Source organism: Streptococcus infantis, from assembly GCF_047464615.1.
Classification (GTDB): Bacteria; Bacillota; Bacilli; order Lactobacillales; family Streptococcaceae; genus Streptococcus; species Streptococcus infantis_Y.
The window spans coordinates 50085-64770 of record NZ_JASHBO010000015.1 but is presented as its reverse complement, the minus strand read 5'-3'; the positions used below and the strand labels follow the sequence as shown (position 1 = coordinate 64770).

General features: G+C 39.4%; 9 protein-coding genes and 1 pseudogene. All 10 read left to right on the top strand.

Annotated features, from left to right (window positions below; genetic code table 11):
- Positions 1-163: 163 nt before the first annotated feature.
- The 10 genes and pseudogenes from QM450_RS09120 (at position 164) to QM450_RS09075 (ending at position 14641) form a co-directional block, all read left to right on the top strand.
- Positions 164-745, top strand: coding sequence for a xanthine phosphoribosyltransferase (locus QM450_RS09120; protein ID WP_414320369.1), 582 nt, complete (start codon positions 164-166; stop codon positions 743-745).
- Positions 745-2004, top strand: coding sequence for a nucleobase:cation symporter-2 family protein (locus QM450_RS09115; RefSeq protein ID WP_414320368.1), 1260 nt, complete (start codon positions 745-747; stop codon positions 2002-2004). Before QM450_RS09120 ends, QM450_RS09115 begins: the two co-directional genes overlap by 1 nt.
- 87 nt (positions 2005-2091) lie before the next feature.
- On the top strand, positions 2092-4050 hold the full coding sequence (gene ligA / locus QM450_RS09110) for an NAD-dependent DNA ligase LigA (RefSeq protein WP_414320367.1): 1959 nt from the start codon (positions 2092-2094) through the stop codon (positions 4048-4050).
- A gap of 3 nt (positions 4051-4053) precedes the next feature.
- The gene (locus tag QM450_RS09105; protein ID WP_414320366.1) at positions 4054-5004 is read left to right on the top strand and encodes a diacylglycerol kinase family lipid kinase; all 951 of its coding nucleotides are present in this window, start codon (positions 4054-4056) and stop codon (positions 5002-5004) included.
- Between the two features lie 31 nt (positions 5005-5035).
- Complete coding sequence (pulA, locus tag QM450_RS09100; RefSeq protein ID WP_414320365.1) at positions 5036-7318, top strand: type I pullulanase; 2283 nt, start codon at positions 5036-5038, stop codon at positions 7316-7318.
- A gap of 396 nt (positions 7319-7714) precedes the next feature.
- Positions 7715-9643 carry a 1,4-alpha-glucan branching protein GlgB gene (glgB, locus tag QM450_RS09095; protein ID WP_281334893.1) on the top strand — a complete coding sequence of 643 codons (1929 nt, stop codon included), beginning with the start codon at positions 7715-7717 and terminating at the stop codon, positions 9641-9643.
- Positions 9633-10775, top strand: a complete 1143-nt coding sequence (locus tag QM450_RS09090) for a glucose-1-phosphate adenylyltransferase (protein WP_281334892.1) — start codon at positions 9633-9635, stop codon at positions 10773-10775. Before glgB ends, QM450_RS09090 begins: the two co-directional genes overlap by 11 nt.
- On the top strand, positions 10765-11904 hold the full coding sequence (gene glgD, locus QM450_RS09085; protein ID WP_414320364.1) for a glucose-1-phosphate adenylyltransferase subunit GlgD: 1140 nt from the start codon (positions 10765-10767) through the stop codon (positions 11902-11904). Before QM450_RS09090 ends, glgD begins: the two co-directional genes overlap by 11 nt.
- Positions 11901-13334 carry a glycogen synthase GlgA gene (glgA, locus tag QM450_RS09080; protein ID WP_414320363.1) on the top strand — a complete coding sequence of 478 codons (1434 nt, stop codon included), beginning with the start codon at positions 11901-11903 and terminating at the stop codon, positions 13332-13334. The genes glgD and glgA overlap by 4 nt, the downstream gene beginning before the upstream one ends.
- A 131-nt stretch (positions 13335-13465) precedes the next feature.
- Positions 13466-14641, top strand: a pseudogene (locus QM450_RS09075) (IS256 family transposase).
- Positions 14642-14686 lie beyond the last annotated feature (45 nt).

The window sequence follows — 14686 nt, the reverse complement described above, 5'->3', positions numbered from 1 at the left end:
AGCTTTCTAAAGCTCTCTCCTTGCTTTTTGAGTTCATAGATCCGAACTTTATCTTCATAAGTTAATTTCATAATAAAAACACCCCAAAAGTTAGATTTTCTTTTGTCTAACTTTTGGGGTGCAATTCTTACTTGGTAAGTCTCTTTTTATTTCGGAGGTTATTGTGAAATTATTAGAAGAACGAATTTTAAAGGATGGAAACGTTCTTGGTGAGAATATTCTTAAGGTGGATTCATTCTTGACTCACCAAGTGGATTTTTCCTTAATGCGCGAGATTGGTCGCACCTTTGCAGAATATTTTAAAAATGCAGGTATTACCAAAGTCGTAACCATTGAAGCATCTGGAATTGCTCCAGCTCTTTATGTTGCTGAACAGTTAGATGTTCCCATGATTTTTGCTAAGAAGGCAAAAAATATCACTATGAATGAAGGAATTTTAACCGCTGAAGTTTATTCTTTTACTAAACAAGTAACTAGTACCGTATCTATTGCAGGTAAGTTCTTATCTCCTCAAGATAAAGTATTGATTATTGATGATTTCTTGGCTAATGGTCAAGCAGCTAAAGGTTTGATTCAGATTATTGAACAGGCTGGTGCTACAGTCGAGGCCGTCGGGATTGTGATTGAAAAATCTTTTCAAGATGGTCGTGAACTGTTAGAAAAATCAGGTCATCAGGTAGTATCACTTGCTCGTTTAGAGCGTTTTGAAAATGGAAGAGTTATCTTCAAGGAGGCAGACATCTAATGAATCAAAAAGAAAACCACTCAAAAGCTGCCGTATTGGGCTTGCAACACTTACTTGCCATGTACTCAGGTTCAATCCTGGTACTAATCATGATTGCAAGTGCTTTAGGGTATTCAGCTCAACAGTTGACCTACCTTATTTCAACAGATATCTTTATGTGTGGGGTTGCAACTCTCTTACAATTGCAACTTAATAAACATTTTGGTGTTGGTTTACCTATTGTTCTTGGGGTAGCTTTCCAGTCTGTTGCTCCTCTTATCATGATCGGTCAGAGTCATGGTAGCGGTGCTATGTTTGGGGCCTTGATTGCTTCAGGGGTTTATGTCGTTCTTGTAGCAGGTGTATTTTCTAAGATTGCCAATCTGTTCCCTTCAATCGTAACGGGTTCTGTCATTACAACAATCGGATTGACCTTGATTCCAGTAGCTATTGGGAATATGGGAAATAACGTTGAAAAACCAACTGGACAAAGTTTAGCCTTGGCCATGATTACAGTCCTCATTATTCTTTTGGTCAATATCTTTACCAAAGGATTTATCAAATCTATTTCAATTTTGATTGGTTTGATTGCAGGTACCATTATCGCTGCAACAATGGGCTTGGTTGATTTTTCACCAGTAGCAGAAGCTCCACTCGTTCATATCCCAACTCCATTTTACTTCGGTGCTCCGCAATTTGAGATTTCTTCTATTGTCATGATGTGTATTATCGCTACTGTATCTATGGTAGAATCAACAGGTGTTTATCTTGCCCTTTCTGATATTACTAAAGATCCAATCGATAGCACTCGTCTTCGCAATGGTTATCGTGCAGAAGGTCTCGCTGTTCTGCTTGGTGGACTTTTCAACACCTTCCCATATACAGGATTTTCACAAAACGTTGGTTTGGTGAAACTTTCAGGTATTCGTACTCGTTTGCCAATCTACTACGCAGCTGGTTTCCTTATCTTACTTGGTCTCTTGCCTAAGTTTGGTGCCTTGGCTCAGATTATTCCTAGCCCTGTTCTTGGTGGAGCAATGCTCGTCATGTTTGGTTTTGTATCTCTCCAAGGAATGCAAATCTTGTCTCGTGTAGACTTTGAGCACAATGAACACAACTTCCTCATTGCAGCAGTTTCTATTTCTGCTGGGGTGGGATTGAACGGAAGCAATCTCTTCAATACTTTACCGACTGAATTACAAATGTTCTTTTCAAATGGTATTGTTATTGCAAGTACAGTAGCCATCGTCTTGAATGCTATTTTGAATCGTAAAAAATAAATGAGAAGTGATAGAAATATCCTTCTCATTTTCTTTTTTAGAGCTTGAGAATTGTTTATAGAGTCCTTTTTATGGTAAAATGGTTCTATGAATGAAAGAATGAAAGAGCTCGTTGAACTGCTCAATCGCTATGCGACAGAGTATTATACAAGTGATAATCCATCTGTATCTGATAGTGAGTATGACCGTCTTTATCGTGAATTGGTAGAGTTAGAAAAAGATCATCCTGACCAAGTCTTGCCAGAAAGTCCGACACATCGCGTCGGCGGTAAGATTCTAGATGGTTTTGAGAAATATAGTCATCAGTATCCTCTCTATAGTTTGCAGGATGCTTTTTCTCGTGAAGAACTCGATTCCTTTGATGCGCGTGTTCGTAAAGAATTGGATGCTGTCACTTATATTTGTGAGTTGAAGATTGATGGTTTATCGATTTCCTTGACTTATGAGCAGGGAATTTTTGTTGCTGGAGCTACTCGTGGTGATGGCTCCATTGGTGAAAACATCACTGAAAATCTTAAACGAGTGAAAGACATTCCTTTATCATTATCTGAAAAAATAGATATAACAGTTCGTGGTGAATGTTATATGCCAAGAGCTTCTTTCAATCAAGTCAATCTTGCTCGTCAAGAAAACGGGGAGCCAGAGTTTGCTAATCCACGAAATGCTGCTGCAGGAACCCTTCGCCAGTTAGATACAGCAGTAGTAGCCAAACGTAATCTTGCAACCTTCCTTTATCAGGAAGCTAGTCCTTCAACTCGGGATAGTCAAGAGAAGGTTTTAAATCATCTGGAACAGTTGGGCTTTGTGGTTAACCCTAGACGCTTATTAACCCATAGCATGGACGAAGTTTGGGAATTTATCCAAGAAGTCGGTCAAGAAAGAGACCAATTGCCATATGATATCGACGGTGTCGTGATTAAGGTCAACGACCTAGCTGGTCAAGAGCAACTTGGTTTTACAGTTAAAGCACCTAAGTGGGCAGTAGCTTATAAGTTCCCTGCAGAAGAAAAAGAAGCGAAACTTCTTTCTGTTGACTGGACAGTAGGGCGTACAGGAGTTGTGACTCCGACTGCTAATCTTACTCCAGTGCAACTTGCAGGTACAACTGTAAGTCGTGCAACCCTTCATAATGTCGACTATATCGCTGAAAAGGATATCCGTAAGGATGACACAGTCATAGTATACAAAGCAGGTGATATCATACCAGCCGTTCTACGAGTGGTGGAGTCTAAACGTGTGTCGGAGGAAAAACTAGATATCCCAACAAACTGTCCAAGTTGTGAGAGTAAGTTGTTACACTTTGAAGATGAGGTGGCTCTTCGTTGTATCAATCCACGATGCCCTGCTCAAATCAAGGAAGGTTTGACGCATTTCGCATCGCGTGATGCTATGAATATCTCTGGCCTTGGCCCATCAATCGTGGAAAAATTATTTGCCGCCAATTTAGTTAAAGATGTTGCAGATATATATCGTTTGACTGTGGAAGATTTTCTCTTGTTAGACGGCATCAAGGAGAAATCAGCTCAAAAACTTTATCAAGCTATTCAAGCTTCTAAAGAAAATTCTGCTGAAAAACTCTTGTTTGGTTTGGGGATTCGTCATGTAGGAAGTAAGGCAAGTCAGTTGCTTTTACAAAACTTCCACTCAATCGAATCGCTAGCACAAGCCAATCCTGAAGAAATTGCAAATATTGAAAGTTTGGGGAGTGTCATTGCTCAAAGCCTACAGACCTATTTTGCTACAGAGGGTTCTGAAATCCTTTTAAGGGAATTGAAAGAATCAGGTGTTAATCTAGACTACAAAGGACAGACAGTTGCAACAAATGTAGCCTTGTCTGGTCTAACTGTCGTATTGACAGGAAAGCTAGAGCGTCTTAATCGCTCAGAAGCTAAAAATAAATTAGAAAGTCTAGGAGCCAAGGTTACTGGTAGTGTGTCGAAAAAAACAGACCTTGTTGTAGCAGGAGCAGATGCAGGAAGCAAGCTCCAAAAAGCACAAGAACTGGGAATAGAGATTCGTGATGAAGCTTGGCTTGAGAGTTTGTAAGCTATGAAAGAAGAAAAAAAACGCGCACGTCTCATTTATAATCCGACCTCAAGCCAGGAAATTATCAAGCAAAATATCGCAGAAGTTCTAGAAGTGTTAGAGAGCATAAGCTATGAAACCAGTGCTTTTCAGACCAAACCGGAACACTTATCAGCCCAGAAAGAAGCAGAAAGAGCTGCAAAAACTGGATTTGATTTGGTTTTGGTAGCTGGTGGTGATGGTACTATCAATGAAGTGGTTAATGGAATTGCACCTCTGGAACATCGTCCAAAGATAGCCATCATTCCTACTGGAACTACCAATGACTATGCCAGAGCATTAAAAATCCCTATGGGGGATCCAGTTGCTGCAGCGAAGATCATTGCTAAAAATGAAACCAAGCAAATTGATATTGGTCGTGCCTTTGGTGATAAGTATTTCATCAATATTGCTGCGGCAGGAACTCTTACGGAGTTAACTTTTAGTGTTCCTAGTGAACTAAAGACGCGTTTGGGTTATCTGGCCTACGTTGCTAAAGGCTTCGAGATGTTCCCAAAATCCAAAGCCCGTCCTGTTCGTATTTACCATGATTGGGGAATTTTTACAGGAGAAGTTTCTCTTGTCTTTGTTGCCTTGACCAATTCTATTGGTGGATTTGAGCAATTCGCACCTGATACCAAACTGGATGATGGCAATTTCACGCTTATTCTAGTAAAGACAGATAAAATCCTAGATATGTTGAGTCTGCTAGTTCAGGCCATGAACGGAGGCCAACACGTGTCAGATGTCAATGTTGAATATCTGAAAACGAGTAAACTCCGAATTGAAACTTTAGATCAGGAAGAGCCGTTTATGCTTAATCTTGATGGAGAATACGGTGGCGACACACCAGTAGATTTGGAAGTATGTCATAATCACATTGAGTTTTTTGTGAATCGTGAGGCACTTGATCAAGAAATTATTAGTAACATATAAAATCAAATTAATTTAGAAATTAGGAAGAACCATGTACAATTATCCTGTACTTATTCATTACCATCGTAAGGATGAAGCCTACGAGGCTTGCAGTTTCAGCAAAAAGCCTCTAGATTCAGTAGAGCTTATCAAAGAAGAAGAATATTTTGGAGCTAAATTTTCACTGACTCAATCGAGTGAAGTAGCCCTTGAGACCATGACTTTTACTGTTGAAAAAGATGGTGTCAGCAAAGAATATCCTATTCGCTTCAATTACTATCCACTTTTGACAGAGGTTTGGATTTTGGATGGAGACGATACAGTTTATTACTCTGAAAATCCAGCTATTGCCAGTCCCCACTATAAGGACCAAAATCCTTTTGCCTTCGACAAGGCAATCAATAGCGCTAGTTTTGACCACCACTGGGGTTATCAAGGAGAGTTGGGATGTCAAGTTTCTGAAACTGAAACAAGATTTAGCCTATGGGCACCAACAGCTACATCTGTCCAAGTAGTAGTCTATGAATCTGCAAGTAACGACGCACCTATCCTTAAAACCTTTGAAATGGAGCGTGGAAATAGTTACTCCTATAGTCACAAGTATAATACAATTGGTGTTTGGAGTTTATCAGTTCCAGAAAGCTTAGCAGGTTGTGCTTACCACTACCAAATTGACTTTCCTCATCACCAGTCATTAACTCGTGATCCATATACAATAGCGACAAGTCCTGATGGAAAACGTTCAGCCATTGTCTCAAACCAAGATCGTCAGGTCGAAGGTTTTGAGGTTAAGCATGGTACAGAAGCAACTTGGCGTTTGGAAAATCCTTGTCAGGCTGTTGTGTATGAAATGCATATCCGTGATTTGACCAAGTCCGAAACTTCTGGTGTTGCGCCAGAATTAAGAGGAACCTTCTTAGGTGCAGCGCAAACTGGAACAGTTAACCAATATGGTCAGTCGACTGCGTTTGATTACATCAAAGAACTTGGTGTCAACTACGTTCAGCTGCAACCAATTGCTGACCGTCATAAAGAATACGACGCTAATGGAAATGTAACTTATAACTGGGGTTACGATCCACAAAACTACAATGCTCCAGAAACTAGCATGTCTACCAATCCAAATGATCCAGGTCAAGCTATCCGTGATTTGAAGGCTATGGTCCAAGCTTATCACGATGCTGGTATCGGTGTTATTATGGATGTTGTTTACAATCATACCTTCTCAACGGTGGATGCGCCATTCCAAACAACGGTTCCTGATTATTACTATCGAATGAACCATGACGGAACCTACCAAAATGGAACAGGAGTCGGTAACGAAACTGCCAGTGAGCATGAAATGTTCCGTAAATATATGATTGATTCTCTTCTCTACTGGGTAAAAGAATTCAATATTGACGGTTTTCGCTTTGATTTGATGGGGATTCACGATGTCAAAACCATGCAGATGATTCGTTGGGCTATGGACGAAGTCGATCCTAAAATCATTCTTTATGGAGAAGGTTGGGATATGGGAACAGGACTTGCTCCTTATGATAAGGCTAAGAAAGACAATGCCTACCAGTTACCAAACATTGGATTCTTTAATGATAATCAACGTGATGCGGTCAAAGGTTGTGAAGTTTATGGCTCTATCAAATCTGGTTTCGTCAGTGGTGCAGGTACTGAGCCGATTGTCGCAAAGGCTATTCTTGGAAGTCGTGAGCTAGGTTCTTATCTCAGCCCCAATCAGGTTCTTAACTATGTAGAAGCCCACGATAACTACAATTTGCATGATTTGCTTAAAACCCTTCATCCAACGGAGAGTGAAAGTCGCATCATGAAGAAAGTAGAAACAGCGACAGCCATGAATCTTCTCATGCAAGGGATGGCATTCATGGAGTTGGGTCAAGAGTTTGGCCGTACCAAGCTTGTAGCTACAGGAGAAAATGGCGAGTTGACTCACGCAGATCGTGAGCGAGCAATGAATAGTTACAATGCTCCAGATAGCGTCAACCAAGTCAACTGGGATTTGATCAATGATCGTCAAGATAGCATCGAGTTTGTCCGTCAGATTATCCGTCTTAAAACACAAACCAGTGCCTTTTCATACCCTACCTATGAAGAAGTCTACCGTCATGTCTTTGTACACACGGCCATTGAAAATAGTGGTTGGATTGTCTACGAGATTCATGGTGGTGAAGAGCACTTCTTGGTTGTATTCAATGCCAAAGGGGCTTCATATTACTATGAAAATGCAGGAAACCTTGAAATGCTAGTTACAAATAGCCGTTCTAATCAAGAAAATGCTATTGACGATGTTAGTGTGGCAGTTATGAATGTTTTATCCTAAAAAATGAACCAAAACTCAAGATTTATGCTTGAGTTTTTTATATTTCTAGACATAAAAATAAAAATGGAACAATTACTAAAAATAGTTGAAAATTTCAGAAAATTTGGTAAAATTATATAAAAAGAGTTATCTACGAATATTATGTTACAGAAATACAAAAACGTTCAGTTTTTAAGCGAGTTATTTTATATATAGATAATGAGAGTTATTATTGTAATAGTAGCTAATAGAAAATTCCATCGCTTATTATCATTTATGAAAATTTTAGAAATGTTAAGATAACTATATGAAGATTTTCGAAAAAAATTTTAGGAGAATTCGGAAATTAGTTGAAAGTTTTCTTAAAAGGTAGTATAATAGAAATATAGAAAACGCTTACAATAAAAGGGGGATTCAATGGATAAATTTGAGGCTTTAAGAACTTTTACTAGTGGCGAAAATTTTCATCTTCAGCACTATTTGGGAGCGCATCGTGAAGAAAGAGACGGTGAGTATGGCTATACATTCCGTGTCTGGGCGCCAAATGCGCAGGCTGTCCATCTAGTTGGTGATTTTACTAACTGGGCTGAAAATCAAATCCCCATGGTTCGTAATGAATCTGGAGTTTGGGAAGTTTTTACAACTTTAGCTCAAGAGGGACATATTTATAAATATCATATTACTCGTGCTAACGGGCATCAGCTTATGAAGATTGATCCCTTGGCAGTACGCTATGAAGCTCGTCCGGGAACAGGAGCTGTTTTAACAGAGATACCTGAGAAAAAATGGAAGGACGGTCTCTGGTTAGCTCGTAGAAAACGTTGGAGATTTTTCGAAAGACCGGTCAATATCTACGAGGTGCATGCAGGATCTTGGAAGAGAAATCCTGATGGAACACCTTATAGTTTTGCTCAACTCAAAGAAGAGCTCATTCCCTATCTTGTTGAGATGAACTATACTCATATCGAGTTTATGCCTTTGATGGCTCACCCACTTGGTTTGAGTTGGGGGTATCAGCTCATGGGCTACTTTGCTTTAGAGCATGCCTATGGTCGTCCAGAAGAATTTCAAGACTTCGTTGAGGAATGTCACATCAACAATATCGGTGTAATTGTGGATTGGGTGCCAGGTCACTTTACAATCAATGATGATGCTTTGGCATACTACGACGGCACACCGACTTTCGAATACCAGGATCATAATAAGGCTAACAACTACGGTTGGGGAGCACTCAACTTTGACCTTGGTAAAAATGAAGTCCAATCTTTCTTGATTTCTAGCATTAAGTTCTGGATTGATTTCTATCACCTAGATGGTATTCGTGTTGATGCTGTAAGTAATATTCTCTATCTAGATTATGACAATGCTCCATGGACACCAAATAAAGACGGCGGCAATCTCAACTATGAAGGCTATTATTTCCTACAACGTTTGAACGATGTGATTAAACTTGCTCATCCGGATGTTATGATGATTGCAGAAGAGTCTTCTTCAGGTACCAAGATTACTGGCATGAAGGAAATGGGTGGACTTGGATTTGACTACAAGTGGAACATGGGTTGGATGAATGATATCTTACGTTTCTACGAAGAAGATCCCATTTATCGCAAGTATGACTTTAATCTTGTGACCTTCAGCTTCATGTATGTCTTTAATGAAAATTATCTCCTACCATTCTCACACGATGAGGTTGTACATGGTAAGAAGAGTATGATGCATAAGATGTGGGGGGATCGTTACAATCAATTCGCTGGTTTGAGAAACCTCTACACCTATCAAATTTGTCACCCTGGTAAGAAATTACTCTTCATGGGTAGTGAGTTTGGTCAATTCCTAGAGTGGAAATCCGAAGAGCAATTGGAGTGGTCTAATCTAGAAGACCCAATGAATGCTAAGATGAAATATTTCACTTCACAGCTCAATCAATTCTACAAAGACCACCGTTGTCTTTGGGAAGTGGATACAAGCTATGATGGGATTGAAATCATCGATGCAGATAATAGAGACCAAAGCGTCCTATCCTTTATCCGAAAAGGTAAGAAAGGCGAGATGCTAGTCTGTGTCTTCAATATGGCACCAGTTGAACGTCCTGATTTTACAATTGGTCTTCCAGTTGCAGGGATTTATGAAGAAATTTGGAATACAGAGTTAGAACAATGGGGTGGTGTGTGGAAAGAGCATAACCAAACAGTTCAAACTCAAGAAGGATTGTGGAAGGATTATGAGCAGACTTTGACATTTACCTTGCCAGCTATGGGAGCAAGTATTTGGAAAATCAAACGTCGCATCAAACCTACTAAAAAAGTCGCTAATAAAACTCAAAAAGGAGTAGAAAATGAAGAATGAAATGCTAGCTTTAATCCTTGCTGGTGGGCAAGGAACTCGTCTCGGTAAACTCACTCAAAGCATTGCGAAACCAGCTGTGCAATTTGGTGGGCGCTACCGTATCATTGACTTCGCTCTTTCAAACTGTGCCAACTCTGGTATCCATAATGTTGGGGTTATTACACAGTATCAACCACTAGCTCTCAACAGCCACATTGGTAATGGTTCTAGTTGGGGTCTAGACGGTATTGACACAGGTGTTTCTATCCTTCAACCCTACTCTGCAAGTGAAGGAAATCGTTGGTTTGAAGGTACAAGTCATGCCATTTACCAAAACATCGACTATATCGACAGTATCAATCCTGAGTATGTTTTGATCCTTTCAGGTGACCACATCTACAAGATGGACTACGATGATATGCTCCAATCACACAAGGACAATAATGCCAGTTTGACAGTTGCTGTCTTAGATGTGCCACTTAAAGAAGCTAGCCGTTTTGGTATCATGAATACAGATGCTAACAATCGCATTGTTGAGTTTGAAGAAAAACCAGCTGAACCAAAATCAACTAAGGCATCAATGGGTATCTATATCTTTGACTGGAAACGACTTCGCAATATGTTAGTTGCAGCTGAAAAGGCCAACCTAGACATGTCAGACTTCGGTAAAAATGTTATTCCAAACTATCTTGAAACAGGTGAAAGTGTCTATGCTTATGAATTCAACGGATACTGGAAGGACGTTGGTACTATCGAATCACTCTGGGAAGCAAATATGGAATACATCTCTCCAGAGAATGCTCTAGATAGCCGTAACCGTCAATGGAAAATTTATTCTCGTAACCTTATCGCTCCACCAAACTTCCTTGGAGAATATGCTCAGGTAGAAGACTCTCTTGTAGTAGATGGATGTTATGTAAATGGTACGGTGAAGCATTCAATCTTATCTACAGCAGCTCAAGTTCGTAAGGGAGCAGAAGTTGTTGATTCTGTTATCATGAGTGGAGCAGTTATTGGTAGAGGTGCTAAAATTACACGTGCAATCATCGGTGAAGGCGCAGTCATCGCTGATGGTGTTGAAATTGATGGTACAGAAGAAGTACAAGTAGTCGGATATAACGAAGTAGTGGGGGTAGCAACAGATGAAGATTGATAAATATTCAGCGATTTTAGGAAATACCGTTGGTTTCCATGATATGTCAACCTTGACAAGTAACCGTCCAGTGGCAACTTTACCATTTGGAGGAAAGTATCGTTTGATTGACTTCCCGCTTTCAAGTTTAGCTAATGCTGGGGTTCGTAGTATCTTTGGAATCTTTCAACAAGATAACATCAGCTCTGTATTTGACCATATTCGTTCAGGACGTGAATGGGGCTTGAATACACTTCTTAGCCACTACTATCTTGGAATCTACAATACTCGTGTAGAAAGTAGCACCGTTGGTAAAGAGTACTATCAACAACTTTTGACTTACCTAAAACGTTCAGGTTCAGACCAAACAGTTTCCTTGAACTGTGATGTTTTAGTGAATATCGATCTCAATCAAGTTTTCCATTTGCATAATACAACAAAATCACCAATCACAGTAGTTTATAAGAAATTGCCTAAGAAGGACATTTCAGAAGTGAATGCAATCCTTGATATTGATGAAACTGACCATGTGGTTTCTCACAAACTCTTTGATAAAAAATCAAACCAAGAATACTACAACATGTCGACAGATATCTTTGTTGTAGACACTCAATGGTTGATTAAACGTTTGGAAGAAGAAGCTCAAAAAGAATATCCAGAAAAATTACGTTATGTTCTTCGTGATTTGGCAGCCAAAGAAGGTGCTTTTGCATATGAATACACAGGATACCTAGCCAATATTCATTCAGTAGAAACATATTACCAAGCTAATTTAGATATGCTTGATCCGCATAAATTCTACTCTTTGTTCTCGCCAAATCAAAAGATTCATACTAAAGTTAAAAACGAAGAGCCTACCTACTACGCATCTGGTTCAAAAGTGAACACCTCTCAATTTGCTTCTGGTAGTATCATTGAAGGTGAAGTGGATAAATCTATTATTTCGCGTAATGTTCGTATCAATAAAGACAGCTTGGTTAAAGAGTCTCTTATCTTCCCTCGTGTTGTCGTTGGAAAAGGCGCACAAGTTGAGTATGCAATTGTTGATAAAGGTGCTGAAATAGCTGAGGGAGTTGTTATTCGAGGTACAGCAGAAAACCCTGTTGTCATCAAAAAAGGCGAAAAAGTAACAGAGGATGTCCTTTCATGAAAATTTTATTTGTAGCAGCCGAAGGAGCTCCTTTTTCTAAAACAGGTGGCTTGGGAGATGTTATCGGGGCTCTTCCAAAATCATTAGTTAAATCTGGTCATGAAGTTGCTGTTATCCTGCCATACTATGACATGGTGGAAGCCAAGTTTGGTGATCAAATTGAAGATGTTCTCCAATTTGAAGTATACGTTGGTTGGCGGAGACAATTTTGTGGAATTAAGAAAACTGTTTTAAACGGTGTTACCTTCTACTTTATCGACAATCAATATTATTTCTTCCGTGGGCATGTTTATGGAGACTTCGATGATGGCGAACGTTTTGCTTTCTTCCAACTTGCTGCCCTTGAAGCTATGGAGCGTATTGGATTTATTCCTGATGTTCTTCATGCTCATGACTACCATACAGCGATGATTCCGTTCTTGTTAAAAGAAAAATACAGATGGATTCAAGCTTACCAAGGAATCAAGACTGTTTTGACCATTCATAACTTGGAATTTCAAGGTCAATTCTCTGAAAGCATGCTTTGGGACTTGTTCAGGGTTGGATTTGAGCGCTACGCTGATGGAACAGTTCGTTGGAATGATTGCCTTAACTGGATGAAGGCTGGTATTCTCTATGCAGACCGTGTATCAACCGTGTCACCGAGCTATGCTTATGAGATCATGACTACAGAGTTTGGTTGCGGTATTGATCAGATTCTTCGTATGGAATCTGGTAAGGTTTCAGGTATTGTTAATGGTATTGATACAGATTTGTACAACCCAGAGACGGATCCTTTACTTGAGTATCATTTTGATAAAACTGATCTGTCAGGTAAGGCTCAAAATAAAGCGAAACTTCAAGAAAGAGTTGGTCTTCCAGTACGCCCTGATGTGCCAATGATTGGTATCGTGTCACGTTTGACTCGTCAGAAGGGCTTTGATGTGGTGGTTGAAAGCCTGCATCGTATGCTTCAAGAGGATATTCAAATCGTTCTCTTGGGAACTGGAGATCCAGGATTTGAACAAGCTTTCTCTTGGTTTAGTCAAGTATTCCCAGAAAAACTTTCTGCCAATATTACTTTCGATGTAAAGTTAGCTCAAGAGATTTATGCAGCATGTGATATTTTCCTTATGCCAAGTCGTTTTGAACCATGTGGACTTTCACAAATGATGGCCATGAGATATGGTACGCTTCCTTTAGTAAACGAGGTGGGTGGACTTAGAGATACTGTTCAAGCCTTTAATCCAATTGAAGGAACAGGTACAGGCTTTAGCTTTAACAACCTAACTCCATACTGGCTCAACTGGGCCTTGCAAACTGCTTTGGACGTTTATCATAACCATCCTGACGTATGGAAAAACATGCAAGTTCAGGCTATGGAATGTGATTTCTCTTGGGATACAGCTTGCAAGTCATATCTTGATTTGTATCATAGCTTAGCAAACTAAATAGTTAAAATCGTATGATACCTTCATACGATTTTTAAGATAGGTAGTGTAAAATAAGTTGTGTAAGCATAAAAAGGAATAAATCCGTTATAGTAGAGTTGCGAAACATTACTAGAAAGAGATTTATTCCTATGACTCAGTTTACCACAGAATTGCTTAACTTCCTAGACCAAAAGCAAGATATTGATGAATTTTTTCGTTCTTCTCTTGAAACAGCTATGAATGACCTTCTTCAAGCAGAGTTATCAGCCTTTTTAGGGTATGAACCTTACGATAAAGTAGGCTATAATTCTGGGAATAGTCGTAATGAAACCTATTCACGGAAATTTGAAACCAAATATGGGACTGTTCAGTTGAGCATTCCAAGAGATCGTAATGGGAACTTTAGTCCAGCTTTGCTTCCCGCTTATGGATGTCGAGATATCCACTTGTAAGAGATGGTTATTAAACTCTATCAAACCGGTGTAACGACTCGAGAAATTAGTGACATCATCGAGAGAATGTATGGTCATCACTATAGTCCTGCCACAATTTCTAATATCTTAAAAGCAACTCAGGAGAATGTCGCTGCTTTTCATGAGCGAAGCTTAGAAGCCAATTACTCTGTTTTATTTCTTGATGGAACCTATCTTCCCTTAAGACGTGGAACCGTTAGTAAAGAATGTATTTATATCGCACTTGGTATTACACCAGAAGAACAGAAGGCTATTCTTGGATATGAAATCGCCCCAAATGAAAACAATGCTTCTTGGTCCACTCTGTTAGACAAGCTTCAAAACCAAGGACTCCAACAGGTTTCTCTTGTAGTGACCGATGGCTTCAAGGAGCTTGAGCAGATTATCAGTCAGGCTTACCCATTAGCTAAGCAACAACGTTGCTTAATTCATATTAGTCGAAATTTGGCTAGTAAGGTGAAGTGATCTGATCGGGCAGTTATTCTGGAGCAATTTAAAACAATTTATCGTGCTGAAAATTTAGAAATAGTAGTCCAAGCTTTAGAGGACTTTATCGCTGAATGGAAATCAAAGTATAGGAAAGTCATGGAAAGTCTGGAGAATACCGATAATCTTTTAACTTTTTATCACTTTCCCTACCAGATTTGGCACAGTATTTATTCGACAAACCTCATTGAGTCTCTCAATAAAGAAATCAAACGTCAAACGAAAAAGAAGGTTCTTTTTCCTAACGAGGAGGCTATGGAACGTTATTTAGTTACTCTGTTTGAAGATTATAATTTCAAGCAAAGTCAACGAATCCATAAAGAGTTTGGACAATGTTCTGACACACTTGAAAGCTTATTTGATTAACACTCCATAACTCTACTTGAGTGTTTACATAAAATTATTGACAGT

What these genes read in the sequence shown, in the direction of transcription:
- glgB (WP_281334893.1), top strand. Translation starts at nt 7,715, where the DNA reads ATGGATAAATTTGAGGCTTTAAGAACTTTTACTAGTGGCGAAAATTTT.
- ligA (WP_414320367.1), top strand. Translation starts at nt 2,092, where the DNA reads ATGAATGAAAGAATGAAAGAGCTCGTTGAACTGCTCAATCGCTATGCG.
- pulA (WP_414320365.1), top strand. Translation starts at nt 5,036, where the DNA reads ATGTACAATTATCCTGTACTTATTCATTACCATCGTAAGGATGAAGCC.
- QM450_RS09090 (WP_281334892.1), top strand. Translation starts at nt 9,633, where the DNA reads ATGAAGAATGAAATGCTAGCTTTAATCCTTGCTGGTGGGCAAGGAACT.
- glgA (WP_414320363.1), top strand. Translation starts at nt 11,901, where the DNA reads ATGAAAATTTTATTTGTAGCAGCCGAAGGAGCTCCTTTTTCTAAAACA.
- QM450_RS09115 (WP_414320368.1), top strand. Translation starts at nt 745, where the DNA reads ATGAATCAAAAAGAAAACCACTCAAAAGCTGCCGTATTGGGCTTGCAA.
- QM450_RS09105 (WP_414320366.1), top strand. Translation starts at nt 4,054, where the DNA reads ATGAAAGAAGAAAAAAAACGCGCACGTCTCATTTATAATCCGACCTCA.
- glgD (WP_414320364.1), top strand. Translation starts at nt 10,765, where the DNA reads ATGAAGATTGATAAATATTCAGCGATTTTAGGAAATACCGTTGGTTTC.